The 25874-nt window shown below is 71.7% G+C and carries 25 protein-coding genes; 12 read left to right on the forward strand and 13 right to left on the reverse strand.

From position 1 onward, the window contains the following. Positions 1-85 precede the first annotated feature (85 nt). The 7 genes from cobT to ACTOQ2_RS03465 form a co-directional block, all read right to left on the reverse strand. On the reverse strand, positions 86-1189 hold the full coding sequence (gene cobT, locus ACTOQ2_RS03435) for a nicotinate-nucleotide--dimethylbenzimidazole phosphoribosyltransferase (protein ID WP_440098199.1): 1104 nt from the start codon (positions 1187-1189) through the stop codon (positions 86-88). Between the two features lie 96 nt (positions 1190-1285). Next, on the reverse strand, positions 1286-2113 hold the full coding sequence (locus ACTOQ2_RS03440) for a sirohydrochlorin chelatase (RefSeq protein WP_440065891.1): 828 nt from the start codon (positions 2111-2113) through the stop codon (positions 1286-1288). Continuing rightward, positions 2113-3531: an HNH endonuclease gene (locus ACTOQ2_RS03445; protein ID WP_440098675.1), complete on the reverse strand. Its 1419-nt coding sequence runs from the start codon at positions 3529-3531 to the stop codon at positions 2113-2115. The genes ACTOQ2_RS03440 and ACTOQ2_RS03445 overlap by 1 nt, the downstream gene beginning before the upstream one ends. A 143-nt stretch (positions 3532-3674) precedes the next feature. After that, the gene (locus tag ACTOQ2_RS03450; RefSeq protein WP_440098200.1) at positions 3675-4217 is read right to left on the reverse strand and encodes a GNAT family N-acetyltransferase; all 543 of its coding nucleotides are present in this window, start codon (positions 4215-4217) and stop codon (positions 3675-3677) included. An 81-nt stretch (positions 4218-4298) separates the two neighbouring features. Next, on the reverse strand, positions 4299-4997 hold the full coding sequence (locus ACTOQ2_RS03455) for a LutC/YkgG family protein (RefSeq protein ID WP_440098201.1): 699 nt from the start codon (positions 4995-4997) through the stop codon (positions 4299-4301). Beyond that, positions 4994-6400 (reverse strand): lactate utilization protein B, encoded by a 1407-nt coding sequence (locus tag ACTOQ2_RS03460; protein ID WP_440098202.1) that lies wholly within the window; start codon positions 6398-6400, stop codon positions 4994-4996. The genes ACTOQ2_RS03455 and ACTOQ2_RS03460 overlap by 4 nt, the downstream gene beginning before the upstream one ends. Further along, a complete protein-coding gene (locus tag ACTOQ2_RS03465; RefSeq protein WP_440098203.1) occupies positions 6397-7227 on the reverse strand; it encodes a (Fe-S)-binding protein in 831 nt (276 codons plus the stop codon). Before ACTOQ2_RS03465 ends, ACTOQ2_RS03460 begins: the two co-directional genes overlap by 4 nt. A gap of 70 nt (positions 7228-7297) precedes the next feature. Here ACTOQ2_RS03465 and ACTOQ2_RS03470 point away from each other — a divergent pair, with 70 nt between their 5' ends. Further along, positions 7298-8053, forward strand: a complete 756-nt coding sequence (locus ACTOQ2_RS03470; protein WP_440081311.1) for a FadR/GntR family transcriptional regulator — start codon at positions 7298-7300, stop codon at positions 8051-8053. On the opposite strand, the gene ACTOQ2_RS03475 is transcribed toward ACTOQ2_RS03470, so the two are convergent. Further along, positions 7982-9475 (reverse strand): sulfatase family protein, encoded by a 1494-nt coding sequence (locus ACTOQ2_RS03475; protein ID WP_440098204.1) that lies wholly within the window; start codon positions 9473-9475, stop codon positions 7982-7984. The genes ACTOQ2_RS03470 and ACTOQ2_RS03475 overlap by 72 nt on opposite strands. 111 nt (positions 9476-9586) lie before the next feature. On the opposite strand from ACTOQ2_RS03475, the gene ACTOQ2_RS03480 reads away from it, so the two are divergent. The 3 genes from ACTOQ2_RS03480 (at position 9587) to ACTOQ2_RS03490 (ending at position 12480) form a co-directional block, all read left to right on the forward strand. Then, positions 9587-10606, forward strand: coding sequence for an LLM class F420-dependent oxidoreductase (locus ACTOQ2_RS03480; RefSeq protein WP_440098205.1), 1020 nt, complete (start codon positions 9587-9589; stop codon positions 10604-10606). Positions 10607-10960: 354 nt separating this feature from the next. Further along, the gene (locus ACTOQ2_RS03485) at positions 10961-11611 is read left to right on the forward strand and encodes a response regulator (protein WP_440098206.1); all 651 of its coding nucleotides are present in this window, start codon (positions 10961-10963) and stop codon (positions 11609-11611) included. An 83-nt stretch (positions 11612-11694) separates the two neighbouring features. Beyond that, positions 11695-12480, forward strand: a complete 786-nt coding sequence (locus tag ACTOQ2_RS03490) for a DUF4328 domain-containing protein (RefSeq protein ID WP_440098207.1) — start codon at positions 11695-11697, stop codon at positions 12478-12480. A 44-nt stretch (positions 12481-12524) separates the two neighbouring features. Here the strand turns inward: ACTOQ2_RS03490 and ACTOQ2_RS03495 are convergent, their stop codons facing one another. Both ACTOQ2_RS03495 and ACTOQ2_RS03500 read right to left on the reverse strand, forming a co-directional pair. After that, positions 12525-12791: a DUF6504 family protein gene (locus ACTOQ2_RS03495; protein WP_440098208.1), complete on the reverse strand. Its 267-nt coding sequence runs from the start codon at positions 12789-12791 to the stop codon at positions 12525-12527. 69 nt (positions 12792-12860) lie between these two features. Further along, positions 12861-13616 carry a GntR family transcriptional regulator gene (locus ACTOQ2_RS03500; RefSeq protein WP_440098209.1) on the reverse strand — a complete coding sequence of 252 codons (756 nt, stop codon included), beginning with the start codon at positions 13614-13616 and terminating at the stop codon, positions 12861-12863. Positions 13617-14068: 452 nt separating this feature from the next. Between ACTOQ2_RS03500 and ACTOQ2_RS03505 the strand changes: the two genes are divergently transcribed. The 7 genes from ACTOQ2_RS03505 to ACTOQ2_RS03535 all read left to right on the forward strand — a co-directional run bounded on the left by ACTOQ2_RS03505 (position 14069) and on the right by ACTOQ2_RS03535 (position 21818). Then, positions 14069-15238 carry an ABC transporter substrate-binding protein gene (locus ACTOQ2_RS03505; protein WP_440098210.1) on the forward strand — a complete coding sequence of 390 codons (1170 nt, stop codon included), beginning with the start codon at positions 14069-14071 and terminating at the stop codon, positions 15236-15238. Then, positions 15235-16116 carry an ABC transporter permease gene (locus ACTOQ2_RS03510; RefSeq protein ID WP_440098211.1) on the forward strand — a complete coding sequence of 294 codons (882 nt, stop codon included), beginning with the start codon at positions 15235-15237 and terminating at the stop codon, positions 16114-16116. The genes ACTOQ2_RS03505 and ACTOQ2_RS03510 overlap by 4 nt, the downstream gene beginning before the upstream one ends. Next, positions 16104-16958, forward strand: a complete 855-nt coding sequence (locus ACTOQ2_RS03515; RefSeq protein ID WP_440098212.1) for an ABC transporter permease — start codon at positions 16104-16106, stop codon at positions 16956-16958. Before ACTOQ2_RS03510 ends, ACTOQ2_RS03515 begins: the two co-directional genes overlap by 13 nt. Beyond that, entirely contained in the window at positions 16955-18082 is a 1128-nt protein-coding gene (locus ACTOQ2_RS03520; RefSeq protein ID WP_440098213.1) for an ABC transporter ATP-binding protein, read from the forward strand. The genes ACTOQ2_RS03515 and ACTOQ2_RS03520 overlap by 4 nt, the downstream gene beginning before the upstream one ends. Continuing rightward, positions 18072-18809 carry an HAD family hydrolase gene (locus ACTOQ2_RS03525; RefSeq protein ID WP_440098214.1) on the forward strand — a complete coding sequence of 246 codons (738 nt, stop codon included), beginning with the start codon at positions 18072-18074 and terminating at the stop codon, positions 18807-18809. Before ACTOQ2_RS03520 ends, ACTOQ2_RS03525 begins: the two co-directional genes overlap by 11 nt. A gap of 37 nt (positions 18810-18846) precedes the next feature. Next, on the forward strand, positions 18847-20775 hold the full coding sequence (locus ACTOQ2_RS03530) for a serine/threonine protein kinase (protein ID WP_440098215.1): 1929 nt from the start codon (positions 18847-18849) through the stop codon (positions 20773-20775). Positions 20776-20855: 80 nt separating this feature from the next. Beyond that, positions 20856-21818, forward strand: coding sequence for a quinone oxidoreductase family protein (locus ACTOQ2_RS03535; RefSeq protein WP_440098216.1), 963 nt, complete (start codon positions 20856-20858; stop codon positions 21816-21818). Positions 21819-21914: 96 nt separating this feature from the next. Here the strand turns inward: ACTOQ2_RS03535 and ACTOQ2_RS03540 are convergent, their stop codons facing one another. The 3 genes from ACTOQ2_RS03540 to ACTOQ2_RS03550 are packed head-to-tail and all read right to left on the reverse strand — an operon-like array spanning position 21915 to position 24737. Continuing rightward, positions 21915-23036 (reverse strand): PucR family transcriptional regulator, encoded by a 1122-nt coding sequence (locus ACTOQ2_RS03540; protein ID WP_440098217.1) that lies wholly within the window; start codon positions 23034-23036, stop codon positions 21915-21917. Then, positions 23036-23839 (reverse strand): ABC transporter permease, encoded by an 804-nt coding sequence (locus ACTOQ2_RS03545; protein WP_440098218.1) that lies wholly within the window; start codon positions 23837-23839, stop codon positions 23036-23038. The genes ACTOQ2_RS03540 and ACTOQ2_RS03545 overlap by 1 nt, the downstream gene beginning before the upstream one ends. Continuing rightward, positions 23820-24737, reverse strand: a complete 918-nt coding sequence (locus ACTOQ2_RS03550; protein ID WP_440098219.1) for an ABC transporter ATP-binding protein — start codon at positions 24735-24737, stop codon at positions 23820-23822. Before ACTOQ2_RS03550 ends, ACTOQ2_RS03545 begins: the two co-directional genes overlap by 20 nt. Positions 24738-24866: 129 nt before the next feature. On the opposite strand from ACTOQ2_RS03550, the gene ACTOQ2_RS03555 reads away from it, so the two are divergent. Continuing rightward, entirely contained in the window at positions 24867-25700 is an 834-nt protein-coding gene (locus ACTOQ2_RS03555; RefSeq protein ID WP_440098220.1) for a patatin-like phospholipase family protein, read from the forward strand. Positions 25701-25874 lie beyond the last annotated feature (174 nt).

Consider the following 25874-nt stretch of genomic DNA (forward strand, 5'->3'; position numbering starts at 1 on the left):
CAGCGCCCTCTTCGCTGCTCCCGTGTTAACAGCTGTCAAGAAAGAGCTGACCGCTGTCAACCTGCCGGCTCAAGACTTCCGTAGATCAGGCTTCCTTGTCCGTCACACCGGCGGAATCGAAGGTCGCGACCTCGTGCATCACCCTGACCGCCGCGCAGACGAGAGGGTGGGCGAGCAGGCCGCCGGTACCCTCGCCGAGCCGGAGTTCCAGCTCGACCAGGGGGCGCAGCCCGAGGTGGTCCAGGGCGACCGCGTGGCCGGGCTCGGCCGAGCGGTGTCCCGCCACGCAGTGGTCGACGACGCCCGGGGCCAGCGCCGCCGCCGCCAGCGCAGCCGCCCCCGCGATGACACCGTCCAGGATGACCGGTACGCGAAGAGCGGCGCCGGCGAGGACGAACCCGGCGATCGCCGCGTGCTCCAGGCCGCCGACCGCGGCCAGCGTCTCCAGGGCGGGCACCCCGGAGACCGGGGCAAGCGTCCCGGAGGCGCCGTTCCACTCGGGCTCCAGGCCGTTCACCCGGAGTGCCTCGCGGACCACCTCGACCTTGCGCGCCAGGGTCTCGTCGTCGACACCGGCGCCCCTGCCGGTCACGACGGCCGCGTCGTGACCGGTGAACGCGCAGATCAGCGCGGCCGAGGCGGTGGTGTTGGCGATGCCCATGTCCCCGGTGACCAGGCAGCGGGCGCCCCCCTCGACAAGGTCGCGGGCCACGGCCATCCCGGCCTCCAGGGCCGCGATCGCCTGCTCGGGGGTCATCGCCGGCCCCCTGGACAGGTCGGCCGTGCCGTACGCGACCTTGCTGATCGTCAGGCCGGGCGCGGGGTCGAGGTCGGCGGCCACGCCGACGTCGACGACCGTCACCGAGGCGCCGACCTGGGCCGCGAAGGCGTTGGCCACGGCACCGCCCGCGAGGAAGTTGCCGACCATCTGCAGGGTGACCTCCCGTGGCCACGGGGTCACGCCCCTGGCGTGGACTCCGTGGTCCGCGGCGAAGATCGCCAGAGCCGCGGGAACCGGGAGCGGGGGCGGGCTGACCGCCGCGGCTCCGGCCAGCCGTACCGCCACGTCCTCCAGGGCGCCCAGCGCGCCACGGGGCTTGGTCAGGCGGTCCTGGTGGGCACGGGCCTCGGCGACGGCCGCCGGATCCGCGGGGCGGATCGCCGCGATGGTCTCCTCAAGGATGGTCATGTGATCAGTCTCCCTTGAGAAGCGGCTTTTCGGAAAAAGCGCCGAAAGGTCGTACATCGGCTGCACACGGTCACCGAGGGCGTACCCGCAGGGGGATCACCAGGCGATACCGCTGAGCGCCTCCTCGTAGCGCTCGATGACCACGTCGGCCAGGCCCTCGCAGTCGCCGATGACGTCGGCGCAGCGGACGTCCAGGTTCGAGTGACCGGCGGCGTAGGCCATGGCCTGCGCCCAGACGCGGTCGAGCAGGCCACCGGCGAACAGCAGGTAGGGAACGACGATCACGCGCTTGGCGCCGAGGCGGCGGCAGCGCTCGATGCCGCCGGGGACGCCGGGCGGGGTGAGGGAGACGAAGGCCGTCTCCACGGTCATGTACTCGTGGGCGTGGGTCTCCCAGAAGAGGCGCGAGACCCGGTGCACGTCGGCGTTCGTCTCGGGACTGGTGGAGCCGTCGCCGACCAGCACCACGGCGGTCTCGCCGATCTCGATGTGCTCGGGCTCCTCGTCGAGCGCCCCGGCGGCGGCCGGGACCAGCCGGAGGCTGGCGACCTCGGCGGCCGCGTCGGCCAGACGCTCGGCGAGCAGCGCGAGGATGCGGGGGTCGGAGCCCAGGGGGCGGCCGTAGTCGCAGGTCAGCATGGGGTGCCTCTCCTGCTCGCGAGCCATCGCGGCGGGGATGTCCGCGCCGAGCCACACGTCGCCGGTGAGGCTCATCGGCTGGGCCACCAGCCGGTGGTGCCCGCGCGCGACCAGGGAGGCGACGGAGTCGCTGAGGCGCGGCCTGGCCCTGGCGATGTAGCCGCCGGAGACGTCCGCGGCCGTCTGGTCCAGGCGACAGCGGAGTCGATGGATGAACCTGCCGAATTCAGCAGATCCATTGTCGTCGTGCGAGCCCTGCCCGATGAGCAGCAGCGGCGGTTTCATCAAATTTCTCCAGCGTGGATACCCACGCCTTCAGGCGGGGGAGGAAACGCGGCACGAGGCCACGCCTCTGAACGGAGGGTGTAGCCGTAGCCGTCCGCTCTCTGGAGCAGATGTACGTGGCGGTGGCCGATGCCCTGCACGGTGCCGTGCCGGGTGGTGATGTTGAACGTGCCGGTGGAGCGGACCGCGACCCGACCGGTGTGGACCCCGGCCTTCTTGCCGGTCGGGACGTTCGCCCGGACCAGGTTGCCGGTCTGGAAGCCGCGTACGGTCTTGATCCGGGGAAGCCGCAGGCGGGGGGACCCGTACTTGTCGGTACGGGTCCGGCAGTAGGTGCCACGCCCGGTCGCCTTGACCACGAGCACCCTGGACGGCCAGCCGGTGACGGCTTCCATCGCGCCGACGTGCAGCGCGTCCAGGCTGTGCGACTTCGGGGCGCCGGTCCGGCTACGGTTCCACTTCGTTCGACCACCCGAGCTGGTGGTCACGGGCAGAGTCGTGGCGCTCAGCGCCCGCCACAACGCCCACCTGGTCGCGTTGACGGCCGCCGCATCCCGCAACGGCGCCTTCGTCTTCCTGAGAATCTTCGTCAGGAGCGCGGGCTTGGCCTTGGGGAACTCCTGGATCGAGGCGGCGTTCTTGGCCTGATTGCAGGGGACGCACGCCAGGGTGAGGTTGCTGATGCGCTCGGAGCCGCCCCGGGAGCGTGGGTGGATGTGGTCGATGTCGAGCGGCGCGTCCTGCTTGCCGCAGTACGGGATGACGAACGAGGTATGCCGGTGGACCACGGCCCGACCGGATGCCGGCAGGCGGCGGGCGCGGGCCGGATGGCACGGATCCAGCGGTTGGCCGTGTGTGTCCAGAACGAACACGACCGGGTGAACCTCACGGTTGACTCCCTCGGGCGCCGTGGCGCCGTCGGGGTGACGCCGGAGCGGACGGGTGCCGTCCGATCCGATCTCCCCTCGCCTATGTTCCATGCCGGCTACCGCCGCGAGGCGGTGTCCGCGTCCCGTTTCGTGCCCACCCTCGGGCGTGTCTGCTGACGCGGATTCCAGAGCAGCGGGCTGAGGAAGCACCCGCTGGTGGGTCTGCTGGCCCACATGAAACGTAGTCAATCGAATGCACCTCCTCAATGATCGACTCGGGCTGGTCAACGCGGGACTTCGAAGCGCATCGCTACACCTCAAGCCCTCTCCTTCAGGAGGGGGTCGTTGACGGAAACAGGACTCCAATGACCTTGACCTGGGGTTACGCAGTGGCGACTCGCGACAATATCCGATGACGGCACCACATGAACAGGTAACGGATCGGTAAATTCCGTCTTTTCTCGCGCGAGTGTGACGGGCCGCGAGGATCGGGCCGACGGCGGCGGGCGATGCTCCCTCACTGGCCGGGCCATCTGGATCACACGCCATGGCACGGTAGCCAGGCTCGCGGGAGACGTCCAGCACGGCCACGCCGGTGTTTCACGCCCCGCGCACCCCGCCCGGCCCGTTCACCTCTCCCGACCAGGCAGGTCTTCCATCGCGCCGCCCGCGACACGAAAATCCGGCGTGTATCAGGACAGATCCGTTCTGAGCATTCCGAACACCACGATGTCGCGCGGTCCGTCCTCCCCCAGCTCGGCGGCGCGCAGCACGCCCTCCCTGACGAAACCGGCCTTCTCCGCGACCCGGAGGGAGGCCGTGTTGGTCAGGTCGGCGCGGAGCTCGATCCTGCGCATCTCGGTCGTCTCGAACACCCAGCGCGCCACGCCGAGCAGGGCCTCGGTGGCGTAGCCCCGGCCCCGGTGCAGCGGGTGCACCCCGTACCCGACCTCGGTGGTCCCGGCGCCCCAGAGGGTCCTGAAGAGGCTGATCGCCCCCACGACCAGTTCCCCGGCCTCCATGGCCAGGTGCACGCCCTGGCCGGAACGGCCCAGCTCGTGCACACCGTGGGAGAGCCACTGGGAGACACCCGACGGATGACCGGGCGCGCCGGGCGGCAGGAACCTGGCACGCGCCTTGATCACCGAGCGGACGCGGGCGGCGTCGGCGGGCCGGAAGGGCCGGATCACGAGCCGGCCGGTCAGGATCGGCGGATCGGGGGTGAAGGCGGTCACGCGCCCTCCTTGCCGGGGACCGGGGGATGTGTGGCCCCAACCTCATCCCAGCGGCCCCGCCCGCGCAAGCGACGCCTGAGCTCAGCGGACGATGACGACCTCCAGCGTGCGCGGACCGTGCACGCCCTCCACCCGGTTCAGCTCGATGTCGCTGGTCGCGGAGGGGCCGCTGATCCAGGTCAGCGGTCTGGAGGGGTCGAGCCTGCCGACGGCCTCCGGGACGCCGGCCACGATCTGCCCGGCCCGTACGACGCACAGGTGGTAGTCCGGGACCAGGGTCAGCGCCCGCCGGCCCTGCCCTGGCCCGGCGTCCAGCACGATGGTGCCGGTCTCCGCGACGGCGACCGCGCACCCGGTGACGACCCCGTCCGCCCCGTCCAGCTCGGCCGCGCTCAGCGGGGGGTCGTCGGTGACCGGGGCGTTCGGAACCCACTCCGGCGGCAGGCCGTCCGGGACGATCAGCCGGGTGGCGCCCCGGCGGGCCAGCGCCGCCGCGATCGTCGCGGCCACCTCGGCCGCCTCGACCACGTGCACGACGGCCCGGTAGTCGGCCACACGCTCGGCGAGCAACTCCACCACGCCCTCCGGATCGGCCGGCGGTGACGTGCGGTAGGCCCGGGTGATCTCGACGTCGGGGGCTCCGGCCACGGCGGAGCGGATCCTCGACAGGATCCGCTCCCTGCTGCCCGTGCCGGAGACGCCGCCGGTACCGGCGGAGACGCCGCCCGCACCGGACGAGCGTCCGGGTCCGGGCTCCGGGGTGGCTGCTCCGGCGGTCATCGGGCACCTCCGTCGGTACGGTTCCACCAGTCGCGGAAGGACTCGGCGGGGATGTCGGGAATGTCGCGGGTGTCGGTCCAGGCCGACAGCGGTCCCGGCAGGCGCCCGGGAACGAACCTGCGCAGGCGGCCGCCGAGCCGCTGGGCGCGTGCCAGCCGCGCGGGGCGGTCGAACACCCACCCGGCGGCACGCATGCCCATGCGCTCGGCACGCGCGTGGCGGACCTTGCCGCGCAGGTGGACCAGGACCTCGGGGATGTCGATCGCGACCGGGCAGGCGTCGAAGCAGGCGCCGCAGAGGGTCGAGGCGTACGGCAGCGACGCGTCCAGCTCCGAGGCGGTCCCGCGCAACTGCGGGGTGAGGATGGCGCCGATCGGGCCCGGGTAGACCGAGCCGTACGCGTGGCCTCCGGCGCGCTCGTAGACCGGGCAGACGTTGAGGCAGGCGGAACAGCGGATGCAGCGCAGCGCCTGGCGGCCGACCTCGTCGGCCAGCACGTTCGTGCGGCCGTTGTCGAGCAGCACCAGGTGGAACTCCTGGCCCTCGACCGCGCCCGTCCAGGTGGACGTGTAGGGGTTCATCCGCTCGCCGGTGGAGCTCCTGGGCAGCAGCTGGAGGAAGACCTCCAGGTCCCGCCAGCTCGGCAGCAGCTTCTCGATGCCGACCACGCTGATCAGCGTCTCGGGCAGGGTGAGGCACATCCGCCCGTTGCCCTCGGACTCCAGCACCACCAGCGTGCCGGTCTCGGCGATCATGAAGTTGGCGCCGGAGATCGCGACCTTGGTCGACAGGAAGCGCTCGCGCAGGTGGAGCCTGGCGGCCTCGGCGAGGGCGCGGGGCTCGTCGGTCAGGTCCTCGGGCGCCGCGCGGCCCCAGTCGGCCATCTTGTCCTGGAAGATCTCGCGGATCTCCGAGCGGTTGCGGTGGATCGCCGGGACCAGGATGTGCGAGGGCCAGTCGTCCCCGAGCTGGACGATCAGCTCGGCCAGGTCGGTCTCGTACGCGGTGATGCCCTCCTCCAGGAGGGCCTCGTTGAGGCCGATCTCCTGGGTGGCCATCGACTTGACCTTGACCACGCTGGTCTCGCCGGTGGCCTTGACCAGGCCGGCGACGATCCGGTTGGCCTCCTCGGCGTCGGCCGCCCAGTGGACGTGGCCGCCCGCCGCGGTGACGGCCTCCTCCATCCGGAGGAGGTAGCGTTCCAGGTTGCGCAGGGTGTGGTCCTTGATCTCCTTGCCCGCCCGGCGGAGCTCGGCCCAGTCGGGCAGCTCGCCGACCACGGAGGCCCGCTTGCCGCGGATCGTGCGGGTGGCCTTGCGGAGGTTGTATCTGAGCTGCGAGTCCTGCACGGCGACCGCGGCGTTCACCGGGAAGGCGGGCATGCCCAGGAACGTGCCGCTCATCGGGTGGCCTCCGTGGCGGCGAGGATCTCGGCGAGATGCATGATCCGCACGCCGGCGCGCTGGCGCTTCAGGGTGCCGCCGATGTGCATCAGGCAGGAGTTGTCGGTGGCGCACAGCACCTCGGCGCCGGTGGTCGCGACGTTGTGCACCTTGTCGGCGCACATGGCCGCGGAGATCGCCGGGTTCTTCACCGCGAAGGTGCCGCCGAAGCCGCAGCACTCGTCGGCTCCGGGGAGCGGGACCAGCTCGAGCCCCCTGACCTGCTCCAGCAGCCGGGTGGGCCGGTCGCCCACCCGGAGGACGCGCATCGAGTGGCACGTCGGGTGGTAGGTCACCCGGTGCGGGAAGTAGGCGCCGACGTCGGTGACACCGAGGACGTCGACGAGGAACTCGGAGAGGTCGTGAACCTTGGGTGCCATCTCGGCCACCTCGGCGGCGAAGGAACCGGGCGCCTCTCCGGCCGCGGCGGCCTCGGTGGTCCCGGTGATCAGGCCCCCGGGGGTGCCGGACCCGGCCATGGCGGGGGTGGCGGAAGTGCGGGTGGCGGAAGTGCGGGCGAGCCTCGGGTACTGCTCGCGGACCATCGCGGCGCACGATCCCGACGGCGCGACGACCGCGTCGTACCCGGCGAAGACGTCCACGAAGTGCCGCGCGAGCCGCCTGCCCTCCTCGGGGTATCCCGTGTTGACGTGCATCTGGCCGCAGCAGGTCTGCGCCCGCGGGAACTCGACATCACACCCGAGGCGGCGCAGCAGCGTGACGACCGCCCGCCCGGTACCGGGAAACAGTGTGTCGTTCACGCAGGTGATGAAGAGGGCGACGCGCACGGCACTCCTTCCTTTCAATGGTCCGACCACAGTATGGTCTGACCACATTTCCCCACAAGAGGAGGTCCTCTTGAGCGGTTGGCAGCCGGTCCGGCGCACCCGGGCGTTCGAGGACGTGATCGCCCAGATCGAGCGGCGCATCGCGGGTGACGGGCTCCGGGTCGGGGACCGCCTGCCCGGCGAGCGTCAGCTCGCCGAGCAGCTGCGGGTGAGCCGGTCGTCGGTACGCGAGGCGATGCGGGTTCTGGAGACCCTGGGGGTGGTGTCGTCGCAGGTCGGACGGGGTCCGGACGCGGGGGCCTTCCTCATCTCCAGGCCCGCCGAGGCACTGAGCGACCTGCTGAGGCTCCACCTCGGGTTGTCGAACCTGTCACTGGAGGAGGTCGTCGACGCCCGGCTGATGATCGAGAAGTGGTCGGCCGCGCACGCCGCCGCCCACGGGGCCGACCTGTCGGCACTCACCGCCGCGCTGGAGCGCATGGACGCCACGACGACGGCCGAGGAGTTCGTCGAGCACGACACGGCCTTCCACGTGGCCATCGCCGAGGCGTCGGGCAACAGGCTGACCACCGCCATGATGCTCTCCCTGCGCGACTCGCTCCGCCGCTACGCGGTCGAGGCGGTCGAGCGCCTCGGCGGCACGGCCGGGCTCATGGCCGACCACCGCCGGATCCACCGGGCCATCGCCACCGGGGACGCGGCGGAGGCCTCGGCCGCCGTCGAGGACCACCTGCGGCGGGCCTACCCCGGCATCTCACGTCCCCCAGGGGCTGAGGACGACGAGGGGCTTGAAGGGCAGCAGGGGCGGAGTGACCGAGTCGGCTGAGCGGCAGGTGGCGCCCGAGCAGGAGACCAGGGCGTCGAGCTGCCGGTTGAACTCGGCGATCACGGGGAGCGGCGTCTCGGCGGCGAGGTTGCGGAGCTGGTAGGGATCCCTGAGGAGGTCGTAGATCTGGTACTCGCCGGTGGAGTAGCGGACGAAGGTGTGCTGGGCGGTCCGCATCCCCTGGTACGCCGGGACCGGGGTCTGGCGGGCCGAGCTCGGGCTGGTCGGGCGGTAGAACTCCAGCAGCACGTTCTGGCGCCACGAGGGAGGTCTCTCGCCCCGCAGCAGCGGCAGCAGGGAGCGGCCCTCGGCGAAGTCGGGGAGCGTGGCCCCGGCGAGCTGGGCGAACGTCGGGGCCAGGTCGATGCTCGCGGCCATGTCCCCCACGACGCGGCCCGCCTGCACACCGGGCCCCCTGACCAGCAGCGGCACCTTGATCGCCTCGTCGAAGGGCGTGGTCTTGCCGTGGGGAAGCCGGTGCTGGCCCAGGTGGAACCCGTTATCGGAGGCGAAAAAGATATACGTTTCATCCAGCTTGCCGGAGGCCCTGAGAGATTCGACGAGGGTGCCCACCATGTCGTCCACGCCGAGCATCGCCCGGAGCCGGTCCCGGTAGTGCCGGTCGATTCTGCGGATCTTCGAGGCGTCGAGCGGCGGGAGCGACCTGAGCCAGAGCGGCTCGGCGCTGACGTCGGGCTGGTTGAAGGACGGGGTGCGCGGGGCCACCACCCCGGCGAAGGCGGCCTGGTGCCGGGGGGCGTAGTTGGCCGGGTTGTGCGGGGCGACCGGGGCGAGGTAGAGGAAGAACGGATCCTGGCTGGGCTGGGAGACGAACGCCGCCGCCTTCGCGCTGAGCACATCGGTCAGATAGTCCTGCGGCGCGAAGCCGTAGTCGCGCAGCATGCCGTTCTCGTTGAGCGTGTAGCCGTACTCCTCGTACAGCCTGCGCACCGGTACGTCCCACTCGTCCCAGCCCGGAGGCACGTGGGTGGCGGAGGTGGCGCCGCCGGGATAGTGGTTGAGGTATTTGCCCATCAGCCCGGTGCGGTATCCGGCCGACTTCATCCACGTCGCGATATTGGAACGTTCCAGGCCGGATGTGTAGTACTTGGTGAAGCCCCCCTCGGGGGCGGTGTTGGTGTACACGCCATGGCTGTGCACGTACTGGCACCGCATGATCGACGCGCGCGAGGGGCAGCACCAGGAGTTGGGCACGAAGAACCTGTCGAAGCTGGTGCCACCCTGGGCGAGCAGGCTCCAGATATTGGGAAATTTCTGTAGATCACCCGATTCCAGGTCGTCGACGAGGATCAGCACGACGTTGGGCCGTCCCGCCGCGTGCGCCACGGCCGGGATCGTTCCGATCGCGGCGAGGGCGAGGAGCGAGATCAGGGAGAGGAGTTTGCGAGCGGCATTGAGCACATGTGCACGCTTCCCGGGAGACCGAATTTCGACACCTCACACTCGACCGACCAATATAGAACGTGTTCTAATTGCGGAGCCCGTCCGGCGTCACGTCGCGAGGAGACCCCCGTGAGCACCGACCTGAAGCTCGGCCTGAACCTCGGCTACTGGCAACGGAACGCCGACGACGCCACCGAACTCGTCCAGACCGCCGAACGGCTGGGGTACGAGTCCGTCTGGACCGCGGAAGCCTACGGTAGCGACGCCTTCACCCCTCTGGCCTGGTACGGCGCGCGGACGTCCCGCATCAAACTGGGCACATCCGTGGTGCAGATCTCCGCGAGAACCCCGGCGGCGACCGCGATGACCGCGATGACGCTCGATCATCTCACCGGCGGGCGGCTGCTGCTCGGCATCGGCGCGTCGGGGCCCCAGGTCGTCGAGGGGTGGTACGGCACGCCGTTCCCCAAGCCGCTCGCCCGCACCCGCGAGTACGTCGAGATCATGCGCAAGGTGTGGCGCCGCGAGGGGCCGGTGACGAGCGACGGCGAGCACTACCCCCTCCCCTACCCGGGAGGGGCGAACCTCGGCAAGCCGCTGAAGCTGATCACCCGCCCGCTACGCGCCGAGATCCCCCTCTACCTCGGCGCCGAGGGCCCGAAGAACGTCGCGCTCGCCGCCGAGATCGCCGACGGCTGGCTGCCGCTGTTCGTGTTCCCCGAGAAGATCGAGCGGATGTACGGCCCCTCGCTCGCCGGAGCCGGCCCCGGCTTCGACATCGCCGCGATGGTGATGACCGTGATCACCGACGACGTCAGGGCGGCGCTGGACGGGGTGAAGATGATGCTGACCCTCTACATCGGCGGCATGGGGGCCAAGAGCCGCAACTTCCACGCCGACATCATCGGCAGGATGGGCTACGCCGAGGCCGCCGAGGAGATCCAGGCCCTCTACCTGGCCGGACGCAGGGACGAGGCGTTCAACGCGATTCCCGACGAGCTGGCCGACGGCATCTCCCTGGTCGGCCCGGTGGGCCGCATCCGCGAACGCCTGCAGCTGTGGCGCGAGAGCCCGGTGAGCAACCTCCTGGTCATGGGCCCCCGCGACGAGGCGTCCCTGAAGACCGTCAGGGACATGGTCCTGGGCTGACCACACCCCGGACCCGGGCGGCGCCACTCCTCTTGGCGCGAACCGGCGCGAACCGGTGCGAGCCGGTGCGAGCCGGTGCGAAGACCGCCCGCCCCGCCTCTCTGGCGGGGCGGAGCGGCGCGGCGCGTAAGCCTGCCTGCGGCCGAGGGCAGAGAATGCGGCGTCGATCCCGGCGCCGTCGATCGCCGCCGGGAACGAGACCCACCCTCCCGGCGGGGAGCGCGGCGACGGATCGGCCGATCGCTTCCAGGGTCCCCCGCCGGGGTCGGCCGAAAGGATGATTCGCCACCGTTCGCCGGCACATCGGCCGGATGCCCGATCCGGACCCGCTCGCGGGCTGGCACAATCCATGAGGTGACGATTCGGGTGCTCATCGCCGACGACCAGGAGCTGGTACGGACCGGGTTCCAGATGATTCTGGACGCCCAGGAGGACATGGAGGTCCTGGCGACGGCCGCGAACGGGGCCGAGGCCGTCGAGCTGGCGCGGAGGCTGCGGCCGGACGTGTGCCTGCTCGACATCCGGATGCCCAAGCTGGACGGCCTGGAGGCCACCCGCATCCTCGCGGGGCCGGGGGTGCAGGACCCGATGAAGGTGGTCATCGTCACCACCTTCGACCTCGACGAGTACGTCTACGGGGCGCTGCGCGCCGGGGCGACCGGTTTCCTGCTCAAGGACAGCGGGCCGACGCTGCTCATCGAGGCGATCCGGGCCGCGGCGGCAGGGGACGCGCTGGTGTCGCCGTCGGTGACCGTACGCCTGCTCGAACACCTGTCCCGTCCTCGGACCGGTGCCGTCCGGCCGCCCAGCGAGCCCCTCACCGAGCGCGAGCTGGACGTCGTGCGCCTGGTGGCCAGGGGGCGGACCAACCAGGAGGTGGCCGCCGAGCTGTTCGTCTCGCTGTCGACCGTGAAGACGCACCTGGGGAGCATCCACACGAAGCTGGGTGCCAGGAACCGGGTGGAGACCGCCGCGTGGGCGTGGGAGTCCGGCATCGTCGGCTGAGCGGGTCGTTTGGGCTGATTAGCGGGAGAGCTGACGGGATAGAAAGAGGGCAGGTCCTCGGCGCATGGCGGGGGGAGATATACATGCGCTCTATCCCATCTCTACAGAAAAGGTCGGCTTCGGCCGTCTACGTCGCTCTCACCGCACTGGTGATCGCGATCGCCGCCCTGGCGGTGTTCGAACAGGCCCGTGGCCGGCGCCTCGTCCTGGAGATAGCCGAGCTCGGCGGCGACCCCCACGCCCCCGGCGCCGACGCGGTCTTCGGCGCGGTCACCGTCTTCGCCATCCTGATCATGTTCTTCGCCGCGACCGCGATCGCCGCCGTCGCCGCGTACCTGAACTGGCTGCTGCGCGCCCGGCAGGGCGCCGACCTGACCGCGGTGGCACCGGTCCTGGTGAGCTGGTTCGTGCCGGTGGTCAACCTGGTCGCGCCCGCCGTGCTGGTCGACCGGCTGTGGTGGGCCTCCCGTCCGCCGCTGGACCGCCGCCTCCGCTGGACGGCGCTGCTCACCGCCTGGTGGCTGAGCTGGCTCGTCGCGCTCACCCTGGTGCTGGCCCGGCTGTGGCCGGGGGCGTCCCAGGGAGGCACGAACCTGACCGGCTTCGGGCCGACCGAGCTGATCGCCGTCGCGGTCGCCTCCCTGCTGTGCGCGGCGACCGTACGGCAGATCACCGGGATCCAGGCCGTGGGTGCCAGGCACCGGCGGCAGGCCGACGCGGAGCACCACCTCCCGCCGCCTCCGGCGGAGGCCGTCCCGCACCTGCTCGTGAGGAGCTCCCCGCCCCCCGCGCCCGCCGCCCCGGAGGCTTCCTCGCCGGAGGCGTCGGAGCAGGACCAGCCCCAGGAGGTCCACCCCGCCGGGCAGTGAGCGAGGGCCGCCCCACCCGGCGGAAGGCGGACCGGGGCGAAGCGTCAGTCCCATGCCCTGATCAGCAACCAGTCCTCGCCCGCGGTGTCGAACCGGAGCTCGTAGGTGCCGGCCTGATCACCCGTGGCGGCCTCGGCCCGCCAGAACCGCCGCTCGCCGGGATCGCTGTCGGAGATCTTCCACCACTCGCGCGCGACGACCCAGTGGTCGAGGACCCGGCGGACGGTGTAGAGGCGGTCGCGCCAGACGAACTGGACGGGCTGCCCGTCGCGGATCCACACCTCGATGGGGTCGCCGTAAAGTCTGCTCAAGACGCCTCTCCCGCGGCTTTCGAACGAGCACCCGGGGGAAGGCGGGCCTGGCATATCGAACATACGTTCTCACGGCGCCGGGCGCAAGTCACCCACCTGCCGTACGAGCGGGTTGGCGTCCACCGAGTTGCGGATGCTGAAGGTCACGCTGCCCGCGCGGTAGCGGTCGTCGGACCACTCGACGGGCCGTCCCTCGTGGGTGGTGGTGACCCGGCGCTGGCGCAGCAGCGGGCTGCCCCTGCGCACGGCCAGCAGCCTGGCGTCCTGGACGCCCGCGGCCACCGCGTCGATGAGGTGCTCGCCGTAGGCGAAGACGAGGCCGACGCTGTCGTACAGCGCCTGGGTGACCGACTCACAGCCCGGCTCGATGCGCTCGACGGCCGGCGCGATCCACCCGGCGTAGACCGTGCGCTCCAGCATCACCGGCTCGCCCTCCAGGGAGCGCAGCCGCAGCACGGAGAGCACCGGATCACCGGGCTGGAGCGCCAGCCGTACGGCCTCGGTGGCGCCCGCACCCCTGCGACGCTGCTGCAGCACCTGCCCGCTGACCCGGTAGCCCATCGCCCGCGCCCACTGGGCGAAACTGTGCAGCTCGGCGAAGCTCTGGCTGCGCTCGCGGCCGAGCACGATGCGCCTGGCCCCCTGCCGGGACCCGACCAGGCCCTCGGTGGCGAGCACGGCGACCGCCTGGCGGATCGTGCCGCGCGAGGCGGCGAAGCGGGTGGCCAGTTCGGCCTCGGAGGGCAGCTGGGCGCCCACGGGGTGCTCACCTCGCATGATCGCGTCGCGCAGTTCCTCCGCGATGCCCATGTACCGGGCCGTCATGCCCGCCCCCCTTCCCGACGGCCCGCGAACGCCCGCGCCCCTTCCCGACGGCTCACGAGCGCCCGCGCCTCCGTGAGAACCCGCGCTCGTTCCTGACGGCCCGCGAGCGCCCGCGTCCCCTCCGGCGCGCCCGCGAACTCCAGGGCACCTCTCCACGCATCCGCGAACACCCGGTGACCGCGCAATCTCGCCTCGCCTCGCCTCTCAAGCCGCCCTCTCGCTCCCGGCCCGGCGCGCGTCGGCGGGATCCCTCGCTGCGCGCACCTGGCGGCCGGCTCAGCCCCACCCTAAACAAGCATTAATAGCTCACATAGCCCCGGTTCACGCATTTCACCGCCGTACTTCGTCCGTTCACCAAACAGCAACTGATTCACGACAGAGGAGGTCTAGCTTGTTTGTACAAGTTCGTCTACTTTCGTGAAATATTGCGCGACACCCCCTTGGGAGACACCGTGATCGCATCCCGAGTTCGCTTTGCAGGCCTGGCCGCCTTCCTCCTGGTCGGCGCCGCCGCGTGCGGAGCCGCCCCCGGTACGACGGCACCGTCCGCAGGCACCTCCGACGGAGGTTCCGCGGCCGGAGTGGACGCCAGAACCGCCACCTCCGCGGCCGACTTCGGCGGGCTGGACAAGCTCGTCGAGGCCGCCAAGAAGGAGGGCAAGCTCCACGTCATCGCCCTCCCGCCCGACTGGGCCAACTACGGAAAGATCATCGAGGCCTTCAAGGCGAAGTACGGCATCGAGATCGAGAGCGAGACCCCCGACGCCTCCAGCGCCGACGAGATCAACGCGGTGAAGACCCGCAAGGGCCAGGACCGCGCCCCCGACGTGCTCGACCTCGGCCAGTCCTTCGCGATCAGCGGCGCCGCCGAGGGCCTGTTCGCGCCGTACAAGGTCGAGACCTGGGACAAGATCCCCGAGAACCAGAAGGAGCCCAGCGGCCTCTGGTTCAACGACTACGGCGGCTACATCTCCATCGGCTGCGACGCCAAGAAGATCGCCAAGTGCCCGGAGACCTACGCCGACCTGCTCAAGCCCGAGTACAAGGGCAAGGTCGCCCTGAACGGCAACCCCACCAAGTCGGGCTCGGCGTTCGCGGGCGTGTACGCGGCGGCCCTCGCCAACGGCGGCTCCTTCGACGACATCCAGCCCGGGCTGGACTTCTTCAAGAAACTGAAGGACACCGGGAACTTCAACCCCGTCGAGACCACCCCGGCCACCATCGAGAAGGGCGAGACCCAGATCAGCATCGACTGGGACTACAACAACGCCGCCTACGCCCCCAAGATGGCCGAGAAGGGCCTCGACTGGAAGACCGTCATCCCCAGCGACGGCAAGTACTTCCAGCTCTACGCCCAGGCCATCAACAAGGACGCCCCGCACCCGGCCGCCGCGCGCCTGTGGCAGGAGTTCCTCTACAGCCCCGAGGGCCAGAACCTCTACCTCGGCGGCTTCGCCCGCCCGGTGCTGCTGCCCGCGATGAAGGCCGACGGCACGGTCGACGCGGCCGCGGAGGCCAACCTCCCGCCGGTCGAGGGTGAGCCCACCTTCCCGACGGAGGAGCAGGTCAACAAGGCCAAGGAGGTCCTGGCCGGAGGCTGGGGCGCCGCGGTCTCGGGATGACCGTCCCCGCCGTCACGGCCGCCGCCCCGCGCGGCGGCGGCCGTCCTCGATCCAAGAACTGGCTGGGAACCCTGCCGCTGCTGGTCGTGACGGCGGTGGCCTTCGGGATCCCGGCGCTCACGCTGCTGGTCGGCGCGTTCACCGTCAAGGACCCGGCGACCAAGGTGTCCTCCCTCGGCACCGCCAACCTGTCCAGGAGCCTTCAGGGGCCCTACCTGAACGCCCTGCTCAGCAGCGTCCAGCTGTCGGCCGTGGTGGCGGTCGCCGCCGCGGTCGCCGGGACGTTCCTGGCCCAGGCGGTGCTGACCTCCCGGTTCACCGCGCTGCGCGAGGCCGTGCTGACCTTCTCCGGCGTGCTGTCCAACTTCGGCGGCGTGCCGCTGGCCTTCATCTGGATCGCCACCCTGGGCAACTCGGGGGTGATCACCACCACGCTGGGCCTCGGCCCGGGGGTGCTGTACAACTTCTGGGGCCTGGCCCTGGTCTACATGTACTTCTCGGTGCCGTTGATGGTGCTCGTCGTGACCCCGGCGCTGGACGGCCTGCGCCCGCAGTGGCGGGAGGCGGCGCAGAACAACGGCGCCACCGCCTGGCAGTTCTGGCGCTACGTCGGCATCCCGGTGCTGACCCCCGCCCTGCTCGGCGGCGTCGTCCTGCTGTTCGGCGGCGCGTTCGCCGCCTACGCCACCGCCTACGCCATGGTGGGCAGCACGGTCCCGCTGGTCACCCTGCAGATCGCCGAGGCCCTCACCGGGGACGTCCTCATCGGGTACGAGAACGTCGCGCTCGCGCTGAGCCTCGACATGATCGTCGTCGCGCTGCTGGTGATGGCGGTCTACCTGCCGCTGCAGAAGAGGAGCTCCCGATGGTTGCGGTAGCCACCCTGACCGACGTCACCCCGGGCCCCGCCGCCACCGCCCGCCCCGGGCAGCGCCGGGCCTGGCGGGGGATCGTGCTGGTCGTCGCGGCGATCTACTTCGTCGTGCCGATGGCGGTGTCCTTCTGGTTCACCGTCTACTCGGAGGGGCAGGGCTTCTCGCTCGCCGCCTACGGGCGGATCCTGTCGGCGCCCGGTTTCCTGCCCAGCCTGCTGCTCTCCCTCGCGCTCGCCGCCTGCACCATCGTCGCGGTGCTGCTGCTAACCCTTCCGGCGATGCTGGCCGTACGGCTCGGCGCGCCCCGGCTGCGGCCGGTGCTGGAGCTGATCTCCACGCTCCCGCTGGTCGTACCCCCGATCACCTACGTGGTCGGCATCAGCACGGCGCTGCGCGAGGGCGTCGACGCGCTGGCCGCCACACCGTTCTGGGCGACGCTGATCGCCATCCAGGACGAGAGGTTCCCGTTCGTCCTCGTGCTCGCGTACGTGATGCTGACGCTGCCGTTCGCCTACCGGTCGCTGGACGCCGGGCTGCGCGCGATCGACGTGCGGACGCTGGTGGAGGCGGCCCGCAACCTGGGCGCCTCGTGGCCGTACGTGCTGTTCCGGGTGATCATCCCCAACATCCGCTCCTCCATCGCCAGCGCCTCGTTCCTCACCCTCGCGCTGGTGCTCGGCGAGTACACCATCGCGGCCCTGCTCGGCTACGAGACGTTCCCGGTCTGGATCGTGACCATCTCCGGGAACGACGGGCAGCTCTCCGTCGCCCTGTCGATCATCAGCCTGCTCCTCATCTGGCTGCTGCTGCTCACCCTCTCGGGTGCGGGAAGGAAACGCAGATGACCGTCGAGTTCCGGGGGCTGCGCCGCGCGTTCGGCCGTACGGTGGCCCTGGACGGCCTGGACCTCACCGTCGAACAGGGCGAGCTGATGGCCCTGCTCGGCCCTTCCGGCTGCGGGAAGACCACGGCGCTGCGCTGCGTCGCCGGTTTCGAGCACCCCGACGCCGGAGCGGTGCTCGTGGACGGCAAGGACATCACCCGGGTCCCCGCCAACCGGCGGGACGCGGGCATGGTCTTCCAGTCCTACAGCCTGTTCCCCAACCTCAACGCCAGGGACAACGTGGCCTTCGGGCTGCGGGTGCGCAAGGTGCCGACCGCCAAGCGGCACGCGCGGGCGGACGAGCTGCTGGAGCTGGTCGGCCTGCCGACGCACGCCCAGCGCTACCCGCACGAGCTGTCCGGCGGCCAGCAGCAGCGCGTCGCCCTGGCCAGGGCGCTGGCGCTGGAGCCGCGCGTGCTGCTGCTCGACGAGCCGCTGTCCGCGCTGGACGCCAAGGTCCGTGTCTCGCTGCGCGAGGAGATCCGGCGGCTCCAGCTCGAACTGGGCATCACCACCATCTTCGTCACCCACGACCAGGAGGAGGCCCTGTCGGTCGCCGACAAGGTCGCGGTGCTGCGCGCCGGGCGGCTGGAGCAGTGCGGCCCGCCGGCCGAGGTCTACGACCGGCCCGCCACCCCGTTCGTGGCGGAGTTCGTCGGTGCGATGAACCACGTCCCCGGCCGCCTGTCCGGCCAGGAGGTCACCGTCATGGGCAAGCTCATGCCGGTGGACGGCCCGCTGCCGTCCTCGCCCGACGTCGACGTGCTGGTACGCCCCGAGGCCGTGCTGGTCACCCCCTCCCCCGACGGGAACGCCACGATCGTGGCGTCGTCCTTCCGCGGCTCCACCGCGCGGCTGCGGGTGCGGGTGGGCGAGCTGGAGGTCCTCAGCGACGTGCCGGGACACGACGCGGTACGCCTGGCGCCGGGCACGCGGGTGGACGTCGCCCTCGTGCAGCGGCCCGTGCTCGTCGCCGCGCGCACCGCCCCCGCGCCCGCCCTCACCTCCGAGGACCCCGCGGAGTCCCCGGCGTCCCCGGGGTCCCCGGAGGCGGCCGAGTCGGAGGACGTCGCGGGTGTCGGGTGAGCTCGGAGCCGTCCTGTTCGACATGGACGGCACGCTCGTGGACACCGAGGGGATGTGGTGGCAGGCATGCGTGGAGGTCGCCGCCGAGCTGGACCTGGAGCTGACGGAGGCCGACGCCGGCCACGTCCTCGGCCGCCTGGTCGAGGACGCGGCCGGCTACCTCGCGCGCCGCGCCCCCGCGCCGCCCGGTACGGAGCGGGCCGGTACGGAACAGGCCGGGGTCGAACGGGCCGGTGCGGAGCGGGCCGGGGCCGAACGGGCCAGGGTCGAACGGGTCGGGGCGCGGCTCACCGAGGCCTTCGCCGAACGGGTCTCCGGCGGGGTGACACCGCTGCCAGGCGCGATCCGGCTGCTGGACGACCTGGGGGCGGAAGGCGTGCCCACGGCCCTGGTCAGCGCCTCGCCGCGGCTCATCGTCGACATGGTCCTGCACACCGTCGGGGCGGAGCGGTTCGCCCTGGTCGTGGCAGCCGAGGACACCGCGCGCGGCAAGCCGCTGCCCGACCCGTACCTGCGGGCGGCCTCCGGGCTGGGCCTCGACCCGGCCGACTGCGTGGCCGTGGAGGACAGTCCCACCGGGCTCGCGGCGGCCCGCGCGGCCGGGTGCCGGGTGGTGTCGGTCTCCGGCGATCCGGTGGCGGAGGACGTGCTGAGCGTGGACAGTCTGGAAAAAGTGGACCTGCCGCTGTTGCGACTGCTGGCGAGCGGCAAGAGATCGATAGGCTGAGCCACTCATGTGACGGCGTATGCGGTTAGGTACAAAGGTGAACAACCTCAGTCCCGACGAACCCCTGCAGATAGGCCGATACCGCGTGCTCAGCAGGCTGGGCCGGGGCGGGATGGGCACGGTCTATCTTGGCGAGTCCCCTGACGGGCAGCAGGTCGCCATCAAGGTCATCAATCCGGAGTACAGCCAGCACGAACGGTTCCGGATGCGCTTCCGCAGGGAGGCCGACGCGGCGCAGCGGGTCCGCAGGTTCTGCACGGCCGCGGTCATCGAGGCGGCGCTCGACGACGACCAGCTCTACGTCGTCACCGAGTACGTCACCGGGCCCAACCTCGAGGAGGCCGTCGACTCCGGCGGCCCGCTCCGCGGCTCCAGCCTCGACGCGCTCGCCGTCGGGGTGGCGACCGCGCTGACCGCCATCCACAGCGCCGGAGTGGTGCACCGCGACCTCAAGCCGTCCAACGTGCTGCTCTCCCCCGTCGGCCCCCGCGTCATCGACTTCGGCATCGCCCGCGCGCTGGACACCCTCAGCGGGATGACCGGGACCGGCGAGATCCTCGGCACCCCCCGCTACATGGCGCCCGAGGTGCTGCGCGGCGAGCCGGTCTCGGCCGCCTGCGACGTGTTCTCGTGGGGCTGCCTGATGGCCTTCGCCGCGAGCGGGCGGGCACCGTTCGGCGGCGAGGCGCTGCCCGCGGTGCTGTACCAGGTGCTCAACACCGAGCCGTCCCTGGAGGGCATGGAGCCCGCGCTGCGCGAGCTGGTCACCTACGCGCTGACCAAGGACCCGCGGAACCGGCCCACCTCACAGCAGCTCCTCGACCACCTGGTGGGCCGCTCCGCCGCGCCCGAGCAGGCCGCCCACTCGGTCCAGGCCTCCTGGCAGGAACCTCAGGGACCTCAGGGACCGCCCGGCGGCGCCCCCTGGACCGGACCCGCCGGGCCACCCTTCCCCGGCTCCGGCAGCGGACCCGTGGAACAGAACTCCGTTCCCGGCCGAGGGCGCGCGGGTCACGCGGGTCACGCGGCCGATCCCGACTGGAGCCACACCGCGCCGTCCGCGCGAGGCGGCCACACGGTCTCCGGCGCCTCGCAGGCGGGGCCCGGCCACGTCGCGCCCGGCGCCTTCCACGACGGTCCCGGCCACACCCTTCCCGAGCGGCCACGGGACGACACCGGGCCTTTCCTCTCGCGAGGCGGGACTGCCGGACGGCGGAAACTGGTGGTCGGGGTGGTCGTGGCGGCCCTGATGGTGGCGGCCGGAGGGCTCGGCCTGCGCCTCGCGCTCGCTCCCGGCGGCCCGCCGGAGAACCTCGCCCTGCTCTACCAGGACGACTTCACCCAGAGCGGCACCGGCTGGAGCGGCGGCACCTACAGCCCGATGACCGGCACGTACGGCTACGCCCCCGAGGGTTACTACGCCGTCGACGTCAGCGGGTACTCCCCCGTCAGGCGGGAGCAGGCCCCGATCCCCTTCGTGTCCGCTCCCCCGGCCACCCCCGACCCCACGGCCAGCCCCACGCCGATCACACCGAGCAGGATCCTGCTCGGCTCCGACATCACGATCCGCTCCGGCACCACCGGGATGGGCGAGTACGGGCTGTTCTGCCGGGGCGAGGACGACAACAAGGCGACACGGTACGAGTTCCTGCTCGACACCACGGGCAACGCCCGCATCCGCAAGACCGTGAAGAGCGCCGGGGGCGAGCTCACCAAGCCCGTCAAAGTCGACCTGCCCAAGGGCGAGGCCATCCGGCTCACGGCCGAGTGCACCGGCGTCGAGGGGGGCGTGCAGCTCACCATGTGGGTCAACGACGAGCAGACCCAGTCGTTCCTCGACACCAACCCGTTGCCCAACGGGCTGGTCGGCGTGATCGCCAGGGTGGGCGAGAACAGCAACGCGGTCCTGCGGACCGCGTTCGACAACTTCACCCTGCACGGTCCGCCCACCACCCGGCAGCCCTGACCGGATGGCCTCGACGGTGAGTGATCCGCATGACAATGGGGACGATCGAGACATTCGACTGACCTAAGGAGTTCAGCACGATGCGCGCCATAGTCGTCTCCGCCACCGGCGGGCCCGAGGTTCTCACCTACACCGACGACCACCCGGATCCCCAGCTGAACCCGGGCGACGTCCTGGTCGACGTCGCCGCCTCCGGCGTGAACTTCATCGACGTCTACCACCGGATCGGCCGCTACCCGCTCTCACTGCCCTTCGTCCCCGGGGAGGAGGGCGCGGGCACCGTCGCCGCGGTCGGCGAGGACGTCCGTGACGTCGCCGTCGGCGACACCGTGGCCTGGGCCAACGTGCCGGGCAGCTACGCCTCCAGGGCCACGGTGCCCGCCTCCAAGCTGCTCACCGTGCCCGAGGGGGTCGCCGCCGAGGTCGCGGCGGCCGTGACGCTCCAGGGGCTGACCGCGCACTACCTGACGCACTCCACGTACGAGGTGAAGGCGGGGGACGACGTCCTGGTGCACGCCGCCGCCGGGGGCATGGGCCTGCTGCTCACCCAGATCGCCAAGCTGCGCGGCGCCCGGGTGATCGGCACGGTCTCCACCGAGGAGAAGGAGATCCTGGCCCGCCAGGCGGGCGCCGACGAGGTGTTCCGCTACAAGGGCTTCGCCGACGCCGTCCGCGACCTGACCGGCTCCGGCGTGCACGTCGTCTACGACGGCGTGGGCGCGGCCACCTTCGACGAGAGCGTCGCCTCGCTGCGACCGCGCGGCATGATGGCGCTGTACGGCCAGGCCAGCGGCCCAGTCCCGCCGCTCGACCCGCAGCTCCTCGCCAAAAGCGGCTCCCTCTTCCTGACCCGCCCGACTCTGGGCACCTACATCGCCACCCGGGACGAGCTCACCTGGCGCGCCTCCGACCTCTACGGCTGGGTGGCGTCCGGTCAGCTGCGGGTGCACATCTCCGAGCGCTACCCGCTCGCCGAGGCCGCCCGCGCGCACGAGGACCTCGAAGCCCGCCGTACGACCGGCAAGGTGCTTCTGATCCCGTAACGGCACGGCGGTCGGCAGGGCGGTCGGGCGACCCGGCCGGCACGGCGAACGGACGGACCGGCCCGGTCGGCGCGGCCGGTAGGCGAGCCGTCCAGGTCAGTGCAGCGGGTGGGCGGGCCAGTCCAGGAGGCGGGCTCCCAGGACCGCCGTCTCCAGGGTGAAACGCTGGGTGGGGTCATCCGGTGAGAACCCGGTGAGGCGGCGGATCCGCTCCAGCCGGTAGGTCACCGCCCGGGTGCTGACGCCGAGCCTGCGCGCGGCGGCGGTCTGGTTGCCCTGGGAGGCGAAGACGGCCTCCAGCGTGGCGAGCAGCGGCTCGGGACCGCCCCGCGCCTCCAGCAGCGGGCTGAGCACGCTCGTCACCAGGTCCTCGATGGCCGTACGGTCCCGCAGCAGCACCGGGAACACCAGCAGGTCCGCGGCCTTGAGCACGGGGGCGCGCAGTCCCAGCCGGTCACCGAGCTCGATGGCGTTGGCGCCCTCCCGGTAGGAGGTGACCACCCCGCCGGGGCCCCGGTGCGCCCGGCCGAGCCCGACCCGCCAGCCGGGCGCGAACGCCTGGCGCACGTGGTGGGTGAACTCGCCGTTCGCGACGGTGAGGCTGCCCGGCGCGACGCACACGAGCATCCCGTCGCGGACCGCGACCAGCACGTTGTGCGAGCCGAACCGGGCGACCAGCGCTTCCTCGATCCGCCGGGCCGTCCCCTCGGCCTCCCCCGCGAGCCCGCCGTCCTCCGGAGCGGCGGCCGGGGCGGCCGTGGCGACTCCGGCTCCCGCGACTCCGGCGGAACCGGCGTCTCCCGCGGCTCCGGCGGCTCCCGCGGCTCCGGCGGGACGCGCGACGGCGACCACGTACGTCTCGGCCAGGCGGAGCCCGAAGTGCTCGGCCCGCTCGGCGAGCCTGTCGGCGCGGCCCTGGAGCAGGTCGTCGACGAACTCCCTGCGCGCCGCCTCCTCCTGGCGCAGCGCCGACCGCTGGGCGTTCTCGTACCCCTCCATCAGGGCGGAGACCGTACGCCGCAGGGCCGGGAGCGGGGTGGGGCTCACCAACTCGGCCATGGCCAGCGCGGCCTCGACCAGGGCCCGCGCGGACGCGCCCCGCTCGGCGGCCAGCGCACCGGCGGCGCGGCAGTCGTCGAGCTCGGCCCGGCCGGGCAGCCTGCCGGTGGCGGCCGCCTCCCGTAACACCCGGAGATGGCCGCCAAGCAGCTCGTCCATCAGACTCCCACGTCACGCCTGTCGAAGGCCGGCATCGCGATCAGGAGCAGCGCGACGGTCGCCCCGGCCAGCACGAGATAGTCCCACACCGGGAACCCCAGCTGGAGCGGCCGTCCGTCGAGGTAGTAGTGGAACGGCGAGATCCAGCGTAGCCAGGACACCCCGTCCACGTTCTTGCCCATGGTCTCGACCACGTAGCCGGCCACGACGACCACCCCGACCACCGCCGGGGCGACCCCCCTGCGGCCCGTCGCGGCGCCGACCGTCAGGCAGAGCGTGCCGAAGAAGAAGGCCAGCAGGAGGACGCCGACGTGACCGGCGAGGATCCTGTCTGCGGGGACACCCATGTCGACGGCCGTCGCCAGGCCCAGCACCACGAGGAAGGTGACCGCCGCCACGCCGAGCAGCGCGAGCGCCAGGGCGGCGAAGCGCTCCAGGACCAGCCGCCTGCGGTCGATCGGGAGGGTCAGGACCAGTTCCAGCGTGCCCGACTCCTCGGGCTGGGCGATCGCCCGGTTGCCGATCACCGCGGCGCACACGATGAACAGCAGCGGCCCGAACAGCTGGTAGACCAGGGTCTGCAGGTAGCCGGAGCCGCTGGTGAAGCCGCCCTCCATGCCGCCCATGAGGTCGCGCATGGCCCCGGGGAACTTGCTCAGCGCGATGTCCCCGTAGAGATCGGGGTTGCTCTGGATGGTCGGGTAGTAGGCCAGGTACATCGCGAAGAACGCGCTGATCCCGACGGTCCAGCCGAGCAGCGTCCTGCGGTAGTCACGCAGGCTCTTAGACACCAGCGTCGGCATGGCTCGCCTCTCCTTCCTCGTTCTGGCTGTAGTAGGTGAGGAAGATCTCCTCCAGGTCGGGCTGTGCGCTGACCATGTGCACCACGGTGAACCTCGCCGCCGCCTTGATCAGCGCGTCCGGGCGGCCGTCGATGGTGCAGCGCAGCCCGGCCCCCTCCATCCGCAGGTCCCGTACACCGGGCAGGTTCTCGAACGCCTCGCGGGGCACCGGGGCGTCGAAGTGGAACTCCACCCGGCGCACCGCCTTCTCCCTGAGCGCGGAGACGTCCTCCACCGCGACCAGCCTGCCGCCGCGCACGATGCCGACCCGGTCGGAGACGTCCTCGGCCTCGGCCAGCACGTGGGAGGACATCAGCACGGTACGGCCCGAGGCGCGGACCTCGCGGACCATCGCGAGGAACTCCTGCTGCATCAGCGGGTCCAGGCCGCTGGTCGGCTCGTCGAGGATCAGGAACTCCGGCTCGTGCATGAACGCCTGGATGAGCCCGACCTTCTGCTTGTTGCCCTTGGAGAGCTTGCCCATGGGCACCGACAGGTCGGCCTCCAGCCGCTCGGCCAGCGCCTCGATCCGCCCCTTGGGCACGCCGTCGCGCATCGCGCCGAGGAAGGCGAGGAACTCCCCCGCCTTCTCCCTGCCCTCCAGGGCCAGCTCGCCTGGCAGGTAGCCGATCCGGCTCCGCACGCCCGCCTCGCGGGGATCCCGGCCGAGGACCGTCATCCGGCCCCTGGTGGGGCGGATGACGTCCAGGAGCAGCCTGATCGTCGTCGTCTTTCCCGATCCGTTCGGGCCGAGATACCCGAACACCTCCCCGGGCCGGATCTCCAGGTCGAGATCCTCAAGTCCCCGGCGCCCGCCGTAGAACTTGGTGAGCCCCTCGGTCTCCACTACCGCTGTCATGCGTCAGATCGTGCCCGCTCGGCACCGCCGGGGTCATGACCGGACCCGGACAGCTGATCGCCCCTTCGTTGCGCGGATCCGGAACCCGCCAGGCGGCGCCGCGCTCGGCCGCGGGGCTATGGTGAGCCCATGAGCCTGGACACTGCCTTCGTACTGGGTGGCGGGGGCGTCCTCGGCGCCCACGAGGTGGGCATGCTGCGGGCGCTCGACGAGGCGGGCATCAAGCCCGACGTGATCATTGGCACGTCCGTGGGCGCGCTGAACGGCGTGGTGCTCGCCGCCGCCCCCGGTGACGCGGTCGCGCGCCTGACCACGCTGTGGGGTTCGGAGATCGTCCGTACGGCGTTCGCGGGGTCCTGGGTGACCCGGCTGTCCACCCTCGCCAGGAGCGGCACCCACCTGCACTCCTCCGAGCCGCTGCGCGACCTGCTGGCCCGGACGCTGCCGGTCTCCCGCATCGAGGACCTGTCCGTGCCGTTCCAGTGCGTGGCCGCCTCCGTCGAGCGCGCCGCCGCGCACTGGTTCACCGAGGGCCCCCTGGTCGACGCGGTCCTCGCCTCCTGCGCCGTCCCCGGGCTGCTGCCGCCCGTCCGCGTCGGCGACGGCCACTACCTCGACGGCGGGCTGGTGCACAGCATCCCGGTCGGCCGGGCCGTCGCGCTCGGCGCCCGGCGGGTCTACGTGCTGCACGTGGGCAGGATCGAGCGTCCCCTGGTCGTGCCCCGGCGCCCGTGGGAGGTCGGCATGACCGCCTTCGAGATCGCCCGGCGGCACCGCTTCACCGAGGAGATGGCCACCCTGCCGGACGACATCGAGGTCCATGTCATGCCGTCCGGGGGCGAATCCCGCCCAGGAATAGACCTCTCTCAGCTGCGTTATCGGGATTCATCGCATATATCTGAATACATCGACCGCGCGTACCGGGCCTCGTCCGACTACCTGATCCGGCAGGCGTCCCCCTGAGCCACTCCACCGTCCGCACCGGGCCGATATAAACCAAGCCGAGTCATATGTCCACATTGGGGTAGGGCCACACCGGGGGTACTCCTGAGGAGGTACGTCCGGATCATCGCCTCCTGAGTCACGCCGGCCCCGCACACACACCACGACCGCACATCCACACAGGCAGGAGCCGCT

Source organism: Streptosporangium sp. H16 (genome assembly GCF_051918855.1).
Taxonomy (GTDB): domain Bacteria; phylum Actinomycetota; class Actinomycetes; order Streptosporangiales; family Streptosporangiaceae; genus Streptosporangium.

Bases quoted from the DNA above. Each gene is read 5' to 3' on its own strand.
- ACTOQ2_RS03455 (WP_440098201.1), bottom strand. From the start codon at position 4,997: ATGACCGCCGGAGCAGCCACCCCGGAGCCCGGACCCGGACGCTCGTCC.
- ACTOQ2_RS03555 (WP_440098220.1), top strand. From the start codon at position 24,867: ATGAGCCTGGACACTGCCTTCGTACTGGGTGGCGGGGGCGTCCTCGGC.
- ACTOQ2_RS03445 (WP_440098675.1), bottom strand. From the start codon at position 3,531: ATGGCGTGTGATCCAGATGGCCCGGCCAGTGAGGGAGCATCGCCCGCC.
- cobT (WP_440098199.1), bottom strand. From the start codon at position 1,189: ATGACCATCCTTGAGGAGACCATCGCGGCGATCCGCCCCGCGGATCCG.
- ACTOQ2_RS03520 (WP_440098213.1), top strand. From the start codon at position 16,955: ATGACCGTCGAGTTCCGGGGGCTGCGCCGCGCGTTCGGCCGTACGGTG.
- ACTOQ2_RS03540 (WP_440098217.1), bottom strand. From the start codon at position 23,036: ATGGACGAGCTGCTTGGCGGCCATCTCCGGGTGTTACGGGAGGCGGCC.
- ACTOQ2_RS03440 (WP_440065891.1), bottom strand. From the start codon at position 2,113: ATGAAACCGCCGCTGCTGCTCATCGGGCAGGGCTCGCACGACGACAAT.
- ACTOQ2_RS03515 (WP_440098212.1), top strand. From the start codon at position 16,104: ATGGTTGCGGTAGCCACCCTGACCGACGTCACCCCGGGCCCCGCCGCC.
- ACTOQ2_RS03545 (WP_440098218.1), bottom strand. From the start codon at position 23,839: ATGCCGACGCTGGTGTCTAAGAGCCTGCGTGACTACCGCAGGACGCTG.
- ACTOQ2_RS03535 (WP_440098216.1), top strand. From the start codon at position 20,856: ATGCGCGCCATAGTCGTCTCCGCCACCGGCGGGCCCGAGGTTCTCACC.
- ACTOQ2_RS03550 (WP_440098219.1), bottom strand. From the start codon at position 24,737: ATGACAGCGGTAGTGGAGACCGAGGGGCTCACCAAGTTCTACGGCGGG.
- ACTOQ2_RS03460 (WP_440098202.1), bottom strand. From the start codon at position 6,400: ATGAGCGGCACGTTCCTGGGCATGCCCGCCTTCCCGGTGAACGCCGCG.
- ACTOQ2_RS03500 (WP_440098209.1), bottom strand. From the start codon at position 13,616: ATGACGGCCCGGTACATGGGCATCGCGGAGGAACTGCGCGACGCGATC.
- ACTOQ2_RS03510 (WP_440098211.1), top strand. From the start codon at position 15,235: ATGACCGTCCCCGCCGTCACGGCCGCCGCCCCGCGCGGCGGCGGCCGT.
- ACTOQ2_RS03490 (WP_440098207.1), top strand. From the start codon at position 11,695: ATGCGCTCTATCCCATCTCTACAGAAAAGGTCGGCTTCGGCCGTCTAC.